We start from the raw sequence: 16,662 nt of genomic DNA on the forward strand, positions 1-16,662 counted from the left end.
GATTCCTATTGGTCGTTGATCTGTTGAAGGCGATTGTTTTGTGAGTCGCTGAGGTACATGCGACGGCCGAATTCTTTGAAGCGTGTAATCAGGTCAGCGACGAACTCCTCTTCCCAATCGGTCGAGGCGTTCATCTCCGCATCCTTGAGGACCGCCTCGAACTGCTCGGCGGTATACAAGTCCTGCACGCTCTGGCTGTTGAAGCGGTCGCCCATGGCTTACTCCAGGCTGCCGGTCGATGCGGTGCGACGAGGACGGGCCTGCGCCTGTTTGGCAGCAATTGCTGCCTCAACGCCCTGGCGCTCTTCCTCGCCCAGGCTGCGAGCGATATCGCGGGCCATGTCAAACTCGCCGGACTGAACGAAGCCGAGCGCTTCATCGACGGTGGGATTCTGGGTGCCGGTTGGTTCGCCACCCTCAAGCTCGCCGGTGAGCGGGTTGATTTCGGGTTCCGGCTTAGGCTCTGGCTTAGCTGTCGGTCGAGCGGGACGATTGGCTTCACGCTCTACAGCGCCGGACACGTCGCGCAGGCTGTCGGCCGTGACTGAGTAGCCGCCCTGCCCGTCTGGGGCTGCGTCGAACACGTCGCCAAGCTCTTCGGCAGTCTGCAAGCCCATGCCAAGCTCAGGGGCGTAAGCGCGCTGCCAGAAGGCCGCGGCGCGATAGACGAACATCTGATCGGGCATCGTGTTCCACTTCGAGCCGTTCTTGCTGCTCCAGCCCTCGGCGCGGACCATTGCCCAGGTCACCCAGATACCGTCTAGGCGTTCATTGGTGGCGCGCTCTACGGCCCAGGCGCGGCAGCCGTAGTCGGGTGAGTTGGGTTCACCCTTCCACTCATAGCGCAGCGAGGAATAGCGGCCGCACACGTTGATCGTCGCGATCAGGAACTTGGAAGACCAGCCCGGTGTTCCATGCACTACGTACAGGTTCTGCATGACCATCAGCGGGTTAGCGCCGATACGCTGGGCCATGTCCATGGCGATCATGCAGTTGGGCAAATTGTTCTGGTACTGCTTCGGGACCAGCTCGGACGAGGTGAACGCCTTGCTGATGCGTTGCAGCAGCTCGAAGCCCTGCAGGTCGAAGAAGCCCGCAGCAACGGCCGGCATGTTGGCGGCGCCGCCTTGCTTCAAGGTCTGGAGGTCGGTTTGGTTGCTCATGGCGGGCTTATCCCTTGAATTTGCAGGTTGGGTGATTGGGGCAATACTTCGGCGAACACAGGACCGACTTGGGATTCCCGTAGAACGAGCCGGCGTGAATCAATCGGCTGGCGTGCTCAAGCAGGCCGGGGCTGTCCAGGTCGCCGACAAGTGAATCGCGGGCGTTCTCTATCTCGCCGGTACCGACTCGCTGGGAGGTCGCCGTTTTGCCCGTCTGCAGGCCGATGATCTGGGCCGGGGCGGTCAGCTTCTCGCCGATCACGTACTCGGCCAGCAGCTCGTAAACGCCCATCTGGGGGCCGTGGCCTGCCGTCGCTACAGAGCCATCCGAGCCCACCGCACGCCCGCCGGTTTTGATATCGGCAATGCCCAGGCGGCCATCCTCAAGGCGGCGGATACGGTCAGTGGTACCCGTCAGTTCCAGCCCTAAGTCACGGATGACCAAGCTTTCGCAGCGGGCTTCTACGGCAACGTAGTTCTGGCGCGGGGCAATTTCGGCGCAGTAGCGCGAATGAAGAGCCAGCCCGACCTTTTCGGCATCCTTTGGGCTGCTGTCTTCCCAATCCACGGCGCCGTTTTGCTCGTCCTCGCCATACAGGGTGTCAACCAGCGTGCCGGCCGCATCGTCGGCGGTTATCGGCGAGCCCTTCAGGCGGGCATCGTCGAACAGAGCCGTACTTGCGTGTACTGCGGTACCCAGGCGGGCCGCACCGCTCGATGGCAGTCGAAGGCCCCGCAGGTGCTTCGCTTCCCAGCGGGCTGGGCAATCGAACAATTCAGCCAGCGAGCTGGCGCGGATAGTGACAACGGGCATGGGGAAATCAGCGCGAGCGTTCATTGCTGCATACCTCCTAGGGTTTCGAGGTCAGCAGCCGGCTGTTCTGCGGTGCCCTCCTCTTGGGAATCAGGACCGGGCGCAATAGCGCGCACCTGGTGGAAATGGCCGTAGTCCTCGCAGGTAGGTACCTGCGGCCACAGATCGAAGCGATCGAGTTCGGTCAGCATCACGCTGCCACCTCGTCAGCAGGCCGCGCCGCGTCCACAGCCGCCGTAAGCAGGCCATGGGCATCGAGGGCAAGCTCTACCTTGTTCTGAGCCGTGGACAGGGCCATACGGGCGGCGCGGACGCGGCCCAGCAGCCAAACATCAAGCGTGCCGCTTTCTGCCGCTGCATCGAGGGCGGACACGGCGCCGGACAACTCCAGGGCAGCCGCGCGAAGCTCAGCAACCAGCGGCATGGCCGGGTCCAGCGCCTTCAGCGTGCGGGTTCGTTCCAGCTTCGCAGCCATACGGGCCAGAACGATTTCCTCAACCACGTCGGTGCTGTTGTAGAGGTACATGTCGGACAGGAAGGGCCAGGCCTGCTGCAGATGGACAGCCATGCCCTGTGCGGCGGCGAACAGGATCTGCTGAGCCGGGTTAGCCATGGCGGCGGCTCCCTGGGCGGCGACGTTCGATCAAGGCAACACCGTTGATCATGCGGCCGACGCAGTAACCGGGCGCAGGGATGCCAGCAGCAGCAAGTGCGGCAGCGACCGTGCGCGAGTCTGTCGGATTCACTCGGATTGAGACCATTTCCCTACTCCCCTTCAGTTGGTTGGTGCTTTTGCTGGCCGGCTCACCTGAACCGACCCGAAAAAGCCGCCGCTTGCGCAGCGGGTTAAGTGCTCTTTTCACGGAGCGAGGGAGGAAGTCGGGGTCAGTGAACAGCGCGCTCGTAGGCGCGGTAGTCGGCTTGCTGGTCGGCCTCGTCGGCCTCCTCTTGCAGCACTGCGCGGACGGCGCTGGGGCGGTATTCGGTGTTCAGCAGCTTGGTCAGGTCGTCTAGGGCTGCGAGGCGGTCATCTTGGGGAGCAGTGCTGACGGACAGAGCAACCAGATTGCACAGGGCTTTCAGGGTGACGTCGTTCATGTTGCCCATGGCGTCGAACAGAGCCGCACCATCGCCGCGCATGTCTTCGAGCCGACGCTCGACAGCCGATTCCAGCATCTGGTCGTGGCTGATGGCAGCGGCCTGGCGGGCTACATCGGCGATCACTGTGCAGTTCAGTTTGGCGTTCATGGTTTTCATCCCCGTTTGGTGTTGTCTTGAAGCGATTACACCATTTGGTGATTCACAAGTCAACACCGTTTGGTGATTTTTACGCCATAGGCCGCTGTGCTAGCGTTCAGGCCACGCCAGTGCTTGAGCCTGGACAGATAAGAACGATCAGGGAGTAGGAATGAAGGAAGTACGAATTGCAGCGATCGCGCTCGCGACGCTGCTACTTGCCGGTTGCAGTGATGAGCCGAAGCAACCGCCGAAGACAATCAAAGAAATCAGCCAATACATCACCAATGTTCAAGAGCTGGACGGTGGTAAGACTCTGGCTGTGTCAATTACTAACGAGTCAGTATTTGCTGGCGGAAATGCCACAAAGGACGTGCTGTCAGGCTTGAAGGCTCACTTCCTGAATCTGGCATTCGAAGAAGTAAAGGTGACACTTGTCGGGCAACTGGTGGATAAATATGGGAAGGAATTTAACCAGCCAATCTTGGTGCTCACTTACCCGCGCGCCGAGCTGAACAAGATGGAGTTTAAGAATCTCGTAGGCTGGCAGGTTCTCGATCTTGCCCAGGTAACCGTCCTACCCCCTTCGGGATTTGGCGTGGGTAGAGAGGCTTGCAAGGAAGAGAACATGGCCAAATTCGCGCCAGGCTTTTGCGAGCATTTCCAATAATTCGGGAGACAACGCTGTGACTCGATTTTTTGCTATAGCCGCCGCTGCGGCCCTTCTCGCCTTCACCCTCCCCGCCGAGGCCCGAGGCCGTTCCAGCGGCTCCCACGCCCACTACAGCAACCAGGGCGGGCACTATGCTGGCGGCAAGGGCAGCTCGCACAAGGGCGGGGCGTACAAGAATGCCCGGACGAATAACCACTACACCAGCCATAAAAAATGAGGGGCCTTGCTGCGAGTGGGGGCTTATTGAAGGTCAAATTTAAGTCATTCTGGGCAGCAGTTAAAGCAAACTGGATAGAGGTCTTACTTCTCGCCTTAGCCGCCACTTCCGTACTGTTATCGGCGATTGCTGCTACTTATTGGCCGGAAAAGATGCTCTTTGCCAGGTCGGGGGCATTACTTGTTCTTCTACCCGCCATTGTGGACTACAGACTGGGATCACTTATGAAAGCGGAAATCAGCAGAGCTTCAATTGTTGCTGCTCTGGGATATCCAACGCCGGTTTCATTGACTACTGGACAGCAGTGGATTGGCCGTTTTTCACATACCTTCATTGTAGTTGGTACATTGATATGGGGTTATGGCGACCTGATATTGAACTGAGCCCTAGAATTGAAGAACCCGCCAATCGGCGGGTTTTTCAATGGTCAGGCCTGCTTCTTTTTCGTCCCGGACGGCGCTTCGATCACCTCGGCCTGAGTTTTCTTCGCCGGAGCGGAAGGCTTGGGGATCAGCATCTTGCTGACATGGGATTGCCACAGTCTATGCACCGCCAGTTCTGCCGTCTCATAGCGCCACGGCGTACTCTCACCGTAAACCACCGCTGACGGTACCGGGCTTACTTCGTCACCTTGGTCCAGTGCGTGCCTGGTGCGCTTCATCAGGTCTTCCAGATGCGCGACCTTGCCCTTACCTAAGATGGTAGTGAGTGGCGCCAGGCTGGCAAAGTCGTAGAGATAATCTTTGTGGCCAGGGCCATCGACCCGGACAACCACGCCGCACGGGATCTGCTCAGCACTATTGCCTTGCGGGCGAACGAATACACCCCAACAGACGCCATAGCTCCAGTCAGCTGCGTCAACATCGTCTTCATCATCGCCGGCCATCAGTTCCAGGCGTTCAGCAAGGTTTTTACGAACGGGCATGTCTTTCCCCGATCCACTCGATACCCGCACGGGCTCGCATGGTTTCAAGCGCTGTTGTCGCAAGTCTGAAATCGTCCAATATTTCTACCATGTAGGCCATCAACCCTTGTTCAACGCTTTCAAGTGCCTCTGTGTGACCCAAAGCGATGTTCAGCAATTTGTCTGCATCAGCCTTATTCAGCAACGGACCCAGGGCTGCCCTCATGAGCTTGTTATATATCTTGGCGCTACGCTTGCCGGGCATCAGTTTGCCCAAAGATTCTAAGGTCCAATTGTCTCCCCCGAGCCAACGGCCGCCATCTATTGTGGCATACGATATGCCTCCATCATACTTGAATACCTCTATCAGATTACTCAAGTTACTGTCGTCGTTTGCGCCCCATTCATCCAGCGCAATGGTCGGATAGAGATTCGCCCACCGCGTCATGTTGGGCCGGACGCCAAGCGTCTTGGCGCCAACAATGGCCACTGACTCTCCCGGCACTTCAGATGTCGCGAAGCAAGGTACCAGATTGCCCCAGGTCTCGCGCCAGTCAACCTCTGGGAATATTGCCTCCCAGCATTCCACTGGTGCCTGTACCAGCCAAGCATCTGAGGGCTGATCGATCCGCAGGGATGCCGCAAGTATCCAACGACACACCTCGCCGGCCAGGCTGGACGACTCTGGAGGATAGGCTTTGATGAAGACGGTTCGTATGGTCCCGGCTTTGTCGGTGATTTCAGCTTTGGCTGACCATCCGCTAAATCCTGTTTGGGCCTGAAAAATGCGATTTACCTTCCGGCTCTTGATGATGCCGATAGGTCGATAGGGGGAGAAAGTCATTAATACGGCGGGGAGACAAGCGAAAGGGTGAGCAATCTACTGACATACTTGTGAGAATCAACAAGTAGACTTGTTTGACCGATGAACGGTAGGCGGTTGCAATCCGCCTATGAGTATCGGACAACGAATAATCACAGCACGTACAGCTATCGGGTGGTCTCAAAAGCAGCTGGCCACCGAGCTGGAACAGCGCGGCATTATGACCCAGCAGAACCTTTCCCTGCTTGAAATCGGGAAAGTACGTACAACGACCAAATTGCCGCAGATATGTGACTTGCTGGGCATCTATTTGCAGTGGGCGCGCACTGGTGATGGCGCTATGTGGGTCGGTGAAACCGTTACACCTGCCCTGCCCGTCCGCCTCATGCCCCTGATAGCCAAGCTTCAGCAGCTGGACGAAGACCAAAAACTAAGCCCGGAACTCGTCCGGGCTCTTCTCGCGGTCGCAGATCTGGCCTGCCCGCCTACTTCGTCCGCCTTTTGAATACGCCTGGGTCTGGGTTGTCGTCGTCTGATTCACCAGACGGCACCTTGGCCAGCTCCTGCAGCGCTTTGTTGGCGGCGGCGACATTCTCGTCGCTTGCCTTCGTAGGCTCAGGGGCATTCGGGTAGATATCTCGGCTGCTGACCAGCGAAGGTTCTCCACCCAACAAAAGATTCAGTGTCTCTTCGCGTGTAAGAGGGGTTGGGCGTTTGCCGGTCTTCGCCTCAATAAGCGCGTCGACCATCTTCTCGACCACTGTACATATCTCTTTATCGAGCAGCTTCTGCTGATCGAGCTTCAGTATCCAATGCGCCAACAGCAGCCCAGGCGTGGAAGCTTCGGTGATGGCCCTTGGTTTTCGCGCTGGACTCTCAGTGGCATGAGCTTGGTTTTCAACACGCCCTTCAGTATCAACATCAGTTCGATCAAGCCAGCCAGCCTCTAAGCCAAGTTGCTGCTCAAAACTACGCGCAACTTTCTCCCCGAACGACTTTCGGCTGTCGAGCATATCTGCAATCTGTGACTGAGAACGCGATACCCGAGTAGCAAAACGGGTGACGTTTCCGCCATCCATTTGTTCGACTAGCGCGCGTAGGCGCTTCCTTCTGTTGTCTGCTGGGGTCATGCCGGAATTTGAGCAGTTATACACCATATGGTGAAATCCCTGAATGGTGTTGATTGCTAACACCGATTGGTGATAATCTGGCTTCATGACTCTCAAATCCTTCCTTGACAAGCTGTCCCGCGACCAGCGCGAAGCGTTCGCCGAGCAATGTGGCTCGAGTGCTGGTCACATCAAAAACATCGGTTACGGCTACAAGCCCTGCGCGGAAATCCTCGCCGTCGCGATCGAGCGTGAAAGCCAGTACCAGGTCACCCGGCCGGATCTGCGCCCATGTGACTGGTGGCTGATCTGGCCCGAGCTCATCCCGCTGTACACCCACCTTTTGCCATCCGACCACCCCGAGCACCGGGCCGCGGCGTGAGGCACTTCAAACAAAACCATCCTGTTTCACATTGAGGGGAATGCCATGTCTCGCGCTTGCAAGGCCGAGTACCGCAACGAGGCCAAAACACGTCTCAACGACACCACCTATGACGCCCTGCAGAACTACAAAGCCCTGCACGGCCTTCAATCGGATAGCGCTGCCATGGCGCACGCCCTGGAGCGGTATCTGTTCGGTGCTGTAGGCAGTCTGCCCAGAGCCCTGGTTGATGTCAGTGCCCGTCCGGCCAAAGTTGGGACGGAGCGGGCCGCATGACCAAGGAAGCTCAGAAAGTCCGAACCCAGCTACCTGTAGACCTTCCCGCGCCTGAAGCGGCTGACCTGGCTGTGAAAGCTGCCCAGGAAGGAATCTCTACGCCTGAACTGCTGGGAATCCATGTTTTACGCAGCGCCTACGGTGTTCAGCACCCTGAAGTGGTTGCCTACGAGCGCCGGGCGAAGTCGGGAAAGCGAGGGACGTAATGGGACGCGCTGGCGCCTATTACAACGAGATCGACCCGTACGCCGCCCAATGGCTGCGCAACCTGATCGCCGCGGGCCATATCGCGCCCGGCGACGTAGATGAACGGAGCATCGAGGATGTTCACCCAGACGACATTCGCGGATACACCCAGTGCCACTTCTTCGCCGGCGTGGGCATCTGGTCCTACGCCTTGCGGCGTGCCGGCTGGGCCGACGATCGACCTGTTTGGACCGGTTCCTGTCCTTGCCAACCTTTCAGCTCGGCAGGCGAAGGACTTGGATTTGCTGACGAGCGGCACCTTTGGCCAGCGTTCCACCACCTCATCCGAGAGCTCCGCCCTTCAGTCGTCTTTGGAGAGCAGGTTGCGAGTAAAGACGCAGGCCCTTGGATCGACCTTGTACAAGATGACCTGGAAGCAATGGCGTACGCCCTCGGGGCGGTTGCGTTTCCGTCTGCGGGCATCGGTGCCCCGCACATCCGCGACCGACTCTATTGGGTGGCCCACGCCCACAGCCGCACTCGCCGACAAGGGCGTACGGACATTCGAGGGAGGCTTGCTGGAAGCGATGCGAAACCACGGGCCGGACTTAGCGGCGGTAGCCTGCTTGTCGGGTTGGCCGACGCCGAATTGCCCAGCCCCGCACGACTCGGACCATACGGCGGGGAAAGCCCGGCCACGTCCAGGCTACGGGATGGATCTGCCGATTGCATCGGATCTTGCAGGCTGGCCGACACCACTAGCGGGGAATCATCGCCCGGGGACCGAATCGCGCGCGTTCGAATTGGATCGCAGCAATCTACAGGACAGGGTTTGCCTAGCGGGCTGGCCGACCACTACGGCCTCGGACAGCAACAGGCACCCTTCGCAGGAATTCCAGACAGGCAATGTGACGCTGAATCATGCAGCCGTGCTCTCGGGATGGCCAACTCCGACTTGCAATGCGAACAATCAGCCGGAAACAAACCGGGGGTTGGAGACGCTTGGCGGTCTGACGAAATTAGCGGGCTGGCCGACTCCCAATTGCTCACCGGATGCACCCAACATGAGCACGAATCGCGGGGACGGCAGCAGGGCCCGGTACACGCTTCAAAGCTTGGGGGCTATGTCCAAGAGCACATTGCCGGCCCGGTTAACGGCCTCTGGCGAGATGCTGACTGGCTCTTCTGCCGGGATGGAAAGTGGCGGCCAGTTGAACCCGGCACATTCCCGTTGGCTCATGGGGCTACCTCGCGAGTGGGACGACTGCGCGCCCACGGAAACGCCATCAATGCTGAAGCGGCGGTCGCGTTCATCGAAGCGTACGGCGAAGGGTTGAAGGCATGACGCCCCTTACCCCCTCAAACTGCGACCTTCGCGATTTCGCCTTCATGCCCCTGGACGTCGTCCGGCTGCGCGATAGCGATCTGTCCGCGCTGTCGTCCGGAGACGAATTCCGGGCCGCTGTGCTGCTCTGGTGTGCCTCCTGGCACCAGACCCCCGCCGCGAGCCTTCCGGACGACGACAAGGTGCTTTCCCAGCTCGCTGGCTATGGTCGCGTGGTGAAGGAATGGAAGACGGTACGCGACGGCGCCCTGCGCGGTTGGATCAAGTGCAGCGATGGCCGGCTGTATCACCCTGTTGTAGCCGAGAAGGCGAACGAGTCCTGGCGCGCGAAGCTGAAACAGCGCTGGACGACCGAATGCGCTCGCATCAAGAAGTACAACCAGCGGCACGGGACAGAACACCCCTACCCCGAGCTTGACACCTATCTTTCCGGTTCCGAGTCCCCGAATTGTCCCCAGGGACATGGCGACATTGTCCCCGAAGACACGCCCCCCATGTCCCCGCAAAGTCCCTCGGGAAACACCATCCAAGGGACAGGGATAGGGACAGGGAGAGTATTAAAGACAAACAGTAGTGATAACGACGACGTACTGGTTAAGGGCGAAAGCTCGCCGTCGTCTCGCCCTGTTGACCCCATCACCACCCGTGCCATCGAGCTGACCACCCTGCTTCGTCCTCGCGGTGCCAGCCTGCAGCACGCTGACCCCAACGTGCGCCGCTGGGCTGCTGACGGCATCACTGACGCCGATGCCCTGCGGGCTCTGGAAATTGCCCAGGACAACCGAGCCAAGACCGGCAGCACCCAGCCGATCAGCTCGGGCTACCTGACCCCGATCATCGCCGAGATTGCCGGCGGGCAAATTGTGAAGCCCTTCACACGGACACCTCACGGCAGCGCTGGCAATGTGAACCGGCAAGAAGCCCAAGAGCAACGCAACCGAGATGCGCTCAAGGACTGGACCCCACCCGAATCGACAGGAGACCGCTATGCAACAGAGTGATGCCGCCCAATTCCGCCAGCTTCTGGCCGACGTCATGGGGTTCTATCGCCAGGACGTGAGCCAGTTCACCGCGAATGTCTGGTGGCAGGCTATGAAGCCGTTCGAGTTCCAGGCGGTAGCGGATGCCTTCAACCGCCATTGCATCGACGCTGACCGTGGTCAGTGGGCACCGAAGCCCGCCGACGTCGTGCGCCTCCTTCAAGGTGGCAGCAAAGACGGCGCCGCAGTTGCATGGGCCAAGGTAGACCGCGCTGTACGCTGTGTCGGCCCGCACCGGTCTGTTGTGTTCGATGACGCGATCATTCATGCATGCATCGCCGACATGGGCGGCTGGACCGCCTTCGCGACGGTGACGCTCGACGAGTACCCCTTCCTGGCCAACAAGTTCCAGACGCTCTACCAGGGCTACCGCCAGCGTCCGCAGCTGCCACCCTTCCCGCCGGTGCTGATCGGGTTCTGTGAGGCCGAGAACGGCATGGAGGGGCGCAAGAGCGAATCGCCGATGCTGCTGGGAGAGCCGGAGAAGGCCCGTTACGTGATGCTGAGCGGCAGCGACAAGGCAGGGCTGCAGGTCACCCGCCTGACCGACCATATGGCCGCTGCAAACGTCGCCTTGTTGCCGAACCAGCGTGAAGAGGTGGCCGCGTGAGCTGGAAGCGTGCATCGGATCACAGCATTACGCGGGATGGCTGGACGATCTGCAGGGTCTCGCCTGCAACCACCGCAGCGTTCTGGCTGTTCGCCCCTCGCGGTAAGGACAACTTGCCGGATCTGCGGGGGACCTTCGACACAGCCGACCAGGCGAAAGCCGAGTTTGACCGCCTGAACCCGAATTCACCCCATGCAATCGCCCAGGAAGGGAACCCATGACCGCAGCGATCACCTTCACCGTTCCCGGCGAACCACAGGGCAAGGGGCGGCCCCGGCATGTCACCCGTAAGCGCCGGGACAAGTCCACCGGCAAGATGGGCACCTACATGGCGACCATCACGCCGGCGAAAACTGAAGCCTATGAGGAGCTGATCAAGCAGGTGGCGGAAGCGGCAATGGTTGGCCGCGAGCTGATCACCGGTCCTGTGGCCATCCGGCTTGAGGCCCTGCTCCCAATCCCGCAGAGCTGGTCGAAGAAAAAGCAGCACGAGGCATTGATCGGCATCCTGTATCCGACCAAGAAGCCCGATTTTGACAATGTGGCAAAAGCCATTTCTGACGGCCTAAACGAGGTTGTTTTCCATGACGATGCGCAGGTAGTGGATGCATACATCTGCAAGCGCTACGCCGAGACGCCAGGCGTGCGCGTGACCGTGACCGAGCTGGGAGGTGAAGCATGATGCGCGCCGTGCTGTACACCAACGACCTTGAACCCATCACCGTTGTCGAGCTGTCCGAATTCATCTGGAGGATGCTCGAAGAGCGTGGTTTTGCGAGGCTTGCCGTACCAGCCCCGCCCTTTGTCATCGGCCCACCAACTGGATCGCCAGATCGAGACGCCTATGCCCGAGTAGTTACCTTGCGTGCCTTGCCCGCCATGCATGGCAACGCTCGAACTCTGCTGCTGGTCACGGGTGACGATGAAAGCGCTTTGCTTCTGCAGGCGGCTTTCCTTCCTGGCCAGTATGGAGCGGTACAGGAACGTAAGGCCACGGCGTTCGCTCGCGGCGTTTTCAATGCTTTGACGCAAAGGGGGCCGTTTTGAACCGCGCCATGTTCCGCAACGTTGACCACGCCATACGCTTTGCCTACGCCATGCGGGAGATACCGGTGGGCAAATTCTGCAACCTGGCCAGCCTGTCTATCGGCCTGGGCAGGAACGGCGAGCTGGTCGCCGAGATGCTGCCGGGCGGTTACAGCGACATGGACCCGCACGACTGGCACGCGCAAGCCGGCCTGATCTGGACCCGCCTGTATGGCGGCTACATGGGAAGCGAGAAGCGCAGCGGCCTGCCGTCGCCCCTGCGGGACTTCGTAACGGTGCAATACGGCTGGGGCCAGGTCCGGGCCGTCAGCATGTACGGCGTCGCCAAGTACGTCGGCTCGCGCTGTGGCAGTGACCTGTCGGCCGGGCTGATGGCCGATATCGTCGGGCGTGCCTCGGACAAGCTGCGCGGCCTGGGCCAGACCAGCCGGTCCAAGATTGCCCAGCATCATCAGGCCTCGCCCAAAACGGTGCGCTGGTGGGAGGAGAAGGCCGAGGGGGTGTTGATGCAGCTCTACGCCGACCTTGAGCGGGCGCTGGGGCCGGAGTGGGAGGATCGGGGTCTGATTGAGGCTTTCGAGATTCAGGCCGCTTGACGCAAGGGCAAACTGTCCCTACGATTTCGTTAACTTGCGGTTTCGTGCGCCCTAGCCCACAGACTCAAGCTCAAACGCACAGACAGCCCTGCCTCTTCGGACGCGGGGCTTTTTGTTGCGAACTAACTCCAGGCTGTGGTGACATTGAGCCTCCACAAACCGAGGAGGAAACCATGGCTAAATGGGACATTGCAGAGTATGCGAAACGAGGCGCTGCAATTGACGAAATGCTGACTGCAACTATGCGGCTTCTGGCTTCAAGTGATATCGCACCATCCGCTGTTGTGGAATACAAACTAGTTGACGGGGATACAGGGCTAACTGCGCTTATTCACCATGTGCCGGTACGGACATCACTTTCCCATGTCCATAACGTCCGGGAAAACGGTGACATAGAACTGTTGGGCAGGATTGCCTTCCTCACTGGGCAAGAGGAAAACCCATCCTTGTTACATCAAGTATTTGTAACAGGGAACGGGGATATCAAAGTCGGAACAGAGTGGCTCCGTTATCCAGACCCTTCCCATCGTCCAACTATCAAGCGAAATCTGTCACTCATTCTTGCAAACGAGATCCTTGAGGGTCTCTCGCAAACTGAAATCGAATAGCTGAATTCCGCTCAACTACATCAAAGGCCGGGGAAACCCGGCCTTTTGCTTTTGCGCTGCAATCATCACCCGACGCCTACCGTGGGGAAACGAGGCTGCAATCCATGGGAAGTGCCGGGTAAAACCGGACTCCTTCAAGCAGTACCCAGGGGATTGTCGACTGGCCGGCGTAAGCGGCTCACCCATTCACGCCGCCCTTTTGACAACGAAAGGGGGGCGATCCATACCGGTAGCTACGATTCGCTGCCCTGACCACTCCCCCATGTGACCTAGAGAGGTGCGACATGGCCCACTGCGGAGCCAAAACCCGCAATGGGGACCCATGCGCCGCGCAGGCCATGAAGAACGGCCGCTGCCGTATGCACGGCGGCACTGCCACCAAGACCCATGCGGGGAACTTGAACAACCTGAAGCACGGTTTCTACTCCGACGCCCTGCTGCCCGAAGAGCTGCCGCTGTACCAGCGCGCCACGGTCGGCAGCCTGGACGACGAAATCCGCCTGGCTAAGGTCAAGCTGCATCGGTTCGTGCGCCTGTCCGGCAATACGGACCTTGAAGAGCTGATTGACGGTGCTGTATCTGTGGTCAAAAAGCGCGGCGCGCATCCGAAGTTCGGCGAGTTCGACGAGACCGAGATAAAGGCCGCCGCCCCGAACTACTCGGATCTGATCCTCAAACAGATAGACCTGATTCGTAAGCTCGAGCTGGCGCGGGCCGAGCTGGAAAACGCTGGCCTTGCTGCTCGCCTGAAACAGGCTGAACTGCAGGAAATCAACGGCAAGAACGGTGGCGGTGGCCCTGTAACCAGTATCGCTATCCGGGTGGTCGGCAATGGGTCGTGAAATCGAAATGACCATGACAGAACCGCAGTTTCGGTTCTGGTCGCTGACCGACAAATATCCGGCCTTTGTGGGCGGGTTCGGTACTGGCAAGACCGAGACGCTGGCGAACTGTGCCCTGCGCGACGCTTTGGAGGCCACTACAGGCCTGATAGCCCTGTACGAGCCCACGTATGACCTGGTGCGCCTGATCTTGGCGCCACGGATGGAGCAGAAGCTTTCGGATCTAGGCATCCGGTACAAGTACAACAAGCAGGAAAACATCATCTACGCCAGCTCGGGCGGCTGTGGTGACTTTGTGATGCGGACGCTGGATAACCCGGCGCGCATCATCGGTTACGAGTCGTACCGGGCCCATGTGGATGAGATCGACACGCTCAAAGAAGAGCACGCCATGCTCGCATGGCAAAAGATCATCGCGCGAAACCGGCAGCGGCCGCGGGGCTTGGAAAACCCTTTCAACCGGGTGTCCGCTTACACCACGCCTGAAGGCTTCCGGTTCGTTTACAAGACCTGGGGCAGGAATCCCAAGCCGGGTTACGTGATGGTGCAGGCACCGACCTACACCAACCCGTTTCTGCCGCCTGACTACGTGGAAGCGCTCCGTTCCAGCTACCCGCCGCAACTGATCAATGCCTATCTCGAAGGCAGGTTCGTCAACCTGGCCAGCGGTTGTGTGTATCCCGAATTCTCGCGCCAGTTGAACCATACGGACCTCGTAGAAGCTCCGTGCGAGCCGTTGCACATCGGCATGGACTTCAACGTCAACAAGATGGCGGCGATTGCCCACGTGGTGCGGGATGGCCTGCCGCGCGCAGTGGGTGAGCTTACCAAGGTCCGGGATACGCCAGAGATGGCGCGCCTGATCAGGGAACGCTATCTGCTGAAGGGTCATTCTGTGACGGTGTACCCCGATGCCAGCGGGCAAAACACCAGCAGCAAGTCAGCGTCCACGTCTGATCTGACCATCCTGCAACAAGCCGGCTTCACGATCCGGGCGGGAAGTACCAACCCGCGTGTGAAAGACCGGGTCAACTCCGTAAACGCCATGATCCTGAACGACAAGGGCGAGCGGCGCTATCTGGTGAATACCGATCGATGCCCGGAGTACACGGAGAGTCTGGAGCAACAGCCGTACGACAAGAATGGCGAGCCGGACAAGGACACTGGCCATGATCACGCGACCGACGCCGGCGGCTACTTCATCACCAACCGCTGGCCGGTCGTCAAACCTGTAGCAACCCACGGCGCGCATGTGCCGCATTCGAGCCGATAACCCATGTCCGATTTCCGTACCCTTTGCGAAACCTACCCCAAGGACAACGACTATCCGGCGCGCACGTTCCGCCTGCTGGCGCTGACCCGGGTGCTGGAAGGCAAGCAGTACGACTGCCTGGAGCATCCCTTCTCGGAAGAGAAGAACGGCGCCGGGGAATACATACCCCTTGCCAAACGCCGGCCCTCGGCCAAGACGCGGCTCTGCCCGACGGTGGTCAATGATTCCGTGTCCCTGCTGTTCAGCGAGGGCCATTTCCCGGCGGTCGAATGCGCCGACGAGACGACCCGCGACACCCTCACCGATCTGGTGAAGGAAACGCAGCTGAATGCGCTGATGATCGATGCCGCCACCCGTGGCTCGGTCGGCTCGATCGCGGTACTGCTGCGGGTGCTGAAGGGCCGTGTCTTCTTCACGGTGATTCCTACTGCCTTCCTGACCCCGAAATGGCAGGCGGACGCACCGGATATGCTGGATTCGGTCACCGAGCGATACAAGGTCAAGGGCGACGTACTGCGCCAGGCTGGGTACAGCATCCCGGAAGACCAGCTGGCCGCGCAGTTCTGGTTTCAACGCACCTGGAACGCAACCGCCGAAAACTGGTACCTGCCACAGACGCTGGAAGATGCCAAGGATGGTAAAGCGCCACAGATCGACGCGAAACGGACCACCAGCCACAAGTTTGGCTTTGTCCCGATGGTCTGGGTGCGCAACCTGCCTGGCGGTGACGATACCGATGGTGCTTGCACCTTCCCTTGCGAGGCGATCGATACCCAGATCGAGGCTGATTACCTGCTCTCGCAGGGCGGGCGCGGTCTCAAGTACCAGTCCGACCCCACCTTGCATATCAAGGAACCTGCTTTCGGTGAGCAAGTGCAGATGGTGCGAGGCGCTGCCAATGCCGTGGTGACCAGCACCGAAGGCGACGCCAAGCTGCTGGAAATCAGCGGCGATGCTGCTGCGGCCGTCATGGAATGGGTTCGCGGCCTGCGTGAACTGGCGCTGGAAGGTGCTGGCGGCAACCGGGCGAATGCGGACAAGCTCAGTGCGGCGCAGTCTGGCCGTGCCATGGAGCTGATGAATCAGGCTCTCATCTGGCTGGCCGACAAGCTGCGCATTGCTTACGGCGAGGGGGCCTTGCTATCCCTGCTGAATATGGTCGCGCAGGCCTCGAACAAGTACGAGCTGGTGAACAAGAAGGGCAAGCCCCTTGGTAAGCTCAGCGACGAAGACCTGAGCTTGCGCTGGCCGGACTGGTACGCGCCCACCTGCACCGACAAGCAGACCCAGGCGGTCACGCTGGATACCCTGCGCCTTGCTGGCCTGCTGAGCCAGCCAACAGCGGTCAAGGCCATCGCACCCAGCTACGACATTGCAGATCCGGCGGATGAGATACGCGAGATTGCCAAGTCTCCCCCGCCACCCAATGCCCAGCTCCCGAAGGAGCCCACGGCAAACCCTGAAGCAGAAGACTGACCCGCCAGATGGCGGGTTTTTTCATTGACCCGGAGAAGACCG

26 protein-coding genes are annotated in these 16,662 nt (G+C 59.8%); 17 read left to right on the top strand and 9 right to left on the bottom strand.

The window, feature by feature from the left end; genetic code table 11:
- Positions 1-5 precede the first annotated feature (5 nt).
- The 6 genes from ACYVHK_RS06200 to ACYVHK_RS06225 all read right to left on the bottom strand — a co-directional run bounded on the left by ACYVHK_RS06200 (position 6) and on the right by ACYVHK_RS06225 (position 3,225).
- Positions 6-215, bottom strand: a complete 210-nt coding sequence (locus ACYVHK_RS06200; RefSeq protein WP_460528722.1) for a hypothetical protein — start codon at positions 213-215, stop codon at positions 6-8.
- A 3-nt stretch (positions 216-218) separates the two neighbouring features.
- Complete coding sequence (locus ACYVHK_RS06205) at positions 219-1,163, bottom strand: recombinase family protein (protein ID WP_460528724.1); 945 nt, start codon at positions 1,161-1,163, stop codon at positions 219-221.
- Between the two features lie 7 nt (positions 1,164-1,170).
- Positions 1,171-2,001, bottom strand: a complete 831-nt coding sequence (locus ACYVHK_RS06210) for a RecB family exonuclease (protein WP_460528726.1) — start codon at positions 1,999-2,001, stop codon at positions 1,171-1,173.
- Complete coding sequence (locus ACYVHK_RS06215; protein WP_460528728.1) at positions 1,998-2,168, bottom strand: hypothetical protein; 171 nt, start codon at positions 2,166-2,168, stop codon at positions 1,998-2,000. The genes ACYVHK_RS06210 and ACYVHK_RS06215 overlap by 4 nt, the downstream gene beginning before the upstream one ends.
- Positions 2,168-2,590, bottom strand: a complete 423-nt coding sequence (locus ACYVHK_RS06220) for a hypothetical protein (protein WP_460528730.1) — start codon at positions 2,588-2,590, stop codon at positions 2,168-2,170. The genes ACYVHK_RS06215 and ACYVHK_RS06220 overlap by 1 nt, the downstream gene beginning before the upstream one ends.
- Before the next feature lie 272 nt (positions 2,591-2,862).
- Positions 2,863-3,225: a hypothetical protein gene (locus tag ACYVHK_RS06225; RefSeq protein WP_460528732.1), complete on the bottom strand. Its 363-nt coding sequence runs from the start codon at positions 3,223-3,225 to the stop codon at positions 2,863-2,865.
- A 160-nt stretch (positions 3,226-3,385) separates the two neighbouring features.
- Between ACYVHK_RS06225 and ACYVHK_RS06230 the strand changes: the two genes are divergently transcribed.
- Entirely contained in the window at positions 3,386-3,883 is a 498-nt protein-coding gene (locus ACYVHK_RS06230) for a hypothetical protein (protein ID WP_460528734.1), read from the top strand.
- Between the two features lie 246 nt (positions 3,884-4,129).
- The gene (locus ACYVHK_RS06235; RefSeq protein ID WP_460528736.1) at positions 4,130-4,486 is read left to right on the top strand and encodes a hypothetical protein; all 357 of its coding nucleotides are present in this window, start codon (positions 4,130-4,132) and stop codon (positions 4,484-4,486) included.
- A 44-nt stretch (positions 4,487-4,530) separates the two neighbouring features.
- Here the strand turns inward: ACYVHK_RS06235 and ACYVHK_RS06240 are convergent, their stop codons facing one another.
- Positions 4,531-5,028: a hypothetical protein gene (locus ACYVHK_RS06240; protein WP_460528738.1), complete on the bottom strand. Its 498-nt coding sequence runs from the start codon at positions 5,026-5,028 to the stop codon at positions 4,531-4,533.
- Positions 5,015-5,851 carry a hypothetical protein gene (locus ACYVHK_RS06245; RefSeq protein WP_460528740.1) on the bottom strand — a complete coding sequence of 279 codons (837 nt, stop codon included), beginning with the start codon at positions 5,849-5,851 and terminating at the stop codon, positions 5,015-5,017. The genes ACYVHK_RS06240 and ACYVHK_RS06245 overlap by 14 nt, the downstream gene beginning before the upstream one ends.
- Before the next feature lie 109 nt (positions 5,852-5,960).
- Between ACYVHK_RS06245 and ACYVHK_RS06250 the strand changes: the two genes are divergently transcribed.
- A complete protein-coding gene (locus ACYVHK_RS06250; RefSeq protein WP_460528742.1) occupies positions 5,961-6,335 on the top strand; it encodes a helix-turn-helix domain-containing protein in 375 nt (124 codons plus the stop codon).
- Here the strand turns inward: ACYVHK_RS06250 and ACYVHK_RS06255 are convergent.
- Entirely contained in the window at positions 6,316-7,047 is a 732-nt protein-coding gene (locus ACYVHK_RS06255) for a hypothetical protein (RefSeq protein ID WP_460528744.1), read from the bottom strand. The two genes, ACYVHK_RS06250 and ACYVHK_RS06255, sit on opposite strands and share 20 nt — an antisense overlap.
- Between ACYVHK_RS06255 and ACYVHK_RS06260 the strand changes: the two genes are divergently transcribed.
- The 14 genes from ACYVHK_RS06260 (at position 7,046) to ACYVHK_RS06325 (ending at position 16,620) form a co-directional block, all read left to right on the top strand.
- Positions 7,046-7,321, top strand: coding sequence for a hypothetical protein (locus ACYVHK_RS06260; RefSeq protein ID WP_460528746.1), 276 nt, complete (start codon positions 7,046-7,048; stop codon positions 7,319-7,321). The two genes, ACYVHK_RS06255 and ACYVHK_RS06260, sit on opposite strands and share 2 nt — an antisense overlap.
- A gap of 45 nt (positions 7,322-7,366) precedes the next feature.
- A complete protein-coding gene (locus ACYVHK_RS06265) occupies positions 7,367-7,597 on the top strand; it encodes a hypothetical protein (protein ID WP_460528748.1) in 231 nt (76 codons plus the stop codon).
- On the top strand, positions 7,594-7,803 hold the full coding sequence (locus ACYVHK_RS06270) for a hypothetical protein (protein ID WP_460528750.1): 210 nt from the start codon (positions 7,594-7,596) through the stop codon (positions 7,801-7,803). Before ACYVHK_RS06265 ends, ACYVHK_RS06270 begins: the two co-directional genes overlap by 4 nt.
- Entirely contained in the window at positions 7,803-9,128 is a 1,326-nt protein-coding gene (locus ACYVHK_RS06275) for a DNA cytosine methyltransferase (RefSeq protein WP_460528752.1), read from the top strand. Before ACYVHK_RS06270 ends, ACYVHK_RS06275 begins: the two co-directional genes overlap by 1 nt.
- Positions 9,125-10,129, top strand: a complete 1,005-nt coding sequence (locus tag ACYVHK_RS06280; RefSeq protein ID WP_460528754.1) for a DUF1376 domain-containing protein — start codon at positions 9,125-9,127, stop codon at positions 10,127-10,129. The genes ACYVHK_RS06275 and ACYVHK_RS06280 overlap by 4 nt, the downstream gene beginning before the upstream one ends.
- Positions 10,116-10,778, top strand: a complete 663-nt coding sequence (locus ACYVHK_RS06285) for a DUF6475 domain-containing protein (RefSeq protein WP_460528756.1) — start codon at positions 10,116-10,118, stop codon at positions 10,776-10,778. Before ACYVHK_RS06280 ends, ACYVHK_RS06285 begins: the two co-directional genes overlap by 14 nt.
- Positions 10,775-10,999 carry a hypothetical protein gene (locus ACYVHK_RS06290; RefSeq protein ID WP_460528758.1) on the top strand — a complete coding sequence of 75 codons (225 nt, stop codon included), beginning with the start codon at positions 10,775-10,777 and terminating at the stop codon, positions 10,997-10,999. The genes ACYVHK_RS06285 and ACYVHK_RS06290 overlap by 4 nt, the downstream gene beginning before the upstream one ends.
- Positions 10,996-11,460 carry a RusA family crossover junction endodeoxyribonuclease gene (locus ACYVHK_RS06295; protein WP_460528760.1) on the top strand — a complete coding sequence of 155 codons (465 nt, stop codon included), beginning with the start codon at positions 10,996-10,998 and terminating at the stop codon, positions 11,458-11,460. Before ACYVHK_RS06290 ends, ACYVHK_RS06295 begins: the two co-directional genes overlap by 4 nt.
- On the top strand, positions 11,457-11,825 hold the full coding sequence (locus tag ACYVHK_RS06300) for a hypothetical protein (RefSeq protein WP_460528762.1): 369 nt from the start codon (positions 11,457-11,459) through the stop codon (positions 11,823-11,825). Before ACYVHK_RS06295 ends, ACYVHK_RS06300 begins: the two co-directional genes overlap by 4 nt.
- Positions 11,826-11,833: 8 nt before the next feature.
- Positions 11,834-12,421, top strand: a complete 588-nt coding sequence (locus tag ACYVHK_RS06305; protein ID WP_460528764.1) for a hypothetical protein — start codon at positions 11,834-11,836, stop codon at positions 12,419-12,421.
- Between the two features lie 173 nt (positions 12,422-12,594).
- A complete protein-coding gene (locus tag ACYVHK_RS06310) occupies positions 12,595-13,029 on the top strand; it encodes a hypothetical protein (protein ID WP_460528766.1) in 435 nt (144 codons plus the stop codon).
- 284 nt (positions 13,030-13,313) lie between these two features.
- The gene (locus tag ACYVHK_RS06315; RefSeq protein WP_460528768.1) at positions 13,314-13,871 is read left to right on the top strand and encodes an HGGxSTG domain-containing protein; all 558 of its coding nucleotides are present in this window, start codon (positions 13,314-13,316) and stop codon (positions 13,869-13,871) included.
- Positions 13,861-15,144, top strand: a complete 1,284-nt coding sequence (locus ACYVHK_RS06320) for a phage terminase large subunit family protein (RefSeq protein WP_460528770.1) — start codon at positions 13,861-13,863, stop codon at positions 15,142-15,144. Before ACYVHK_RS06315 ends, ACYVHK_RS06320 begins: the two co-directional genes overlap by 11 nt.
- Positions 15,145-15,147: 3 nt before the next feature.
- Positions 15,148-16,620 carry a phage portal protein gene (locus tag ACYVHK_RS06325; RefSeq protein WP_460528772.1) on the top strand — a complete coding sequence of 491 codons (1,473 nt, stop codon included), beginning with the start codon at positions 15,148-15,150 and terminating at the stop codon, positions 16,618-16,620.
- Positions 16,621-16,662: the final 42 nt, after the last annotated feature.

The sequence above is a fragment of the Chitinimonas naiadis genome, assembly GCF_054780835.1.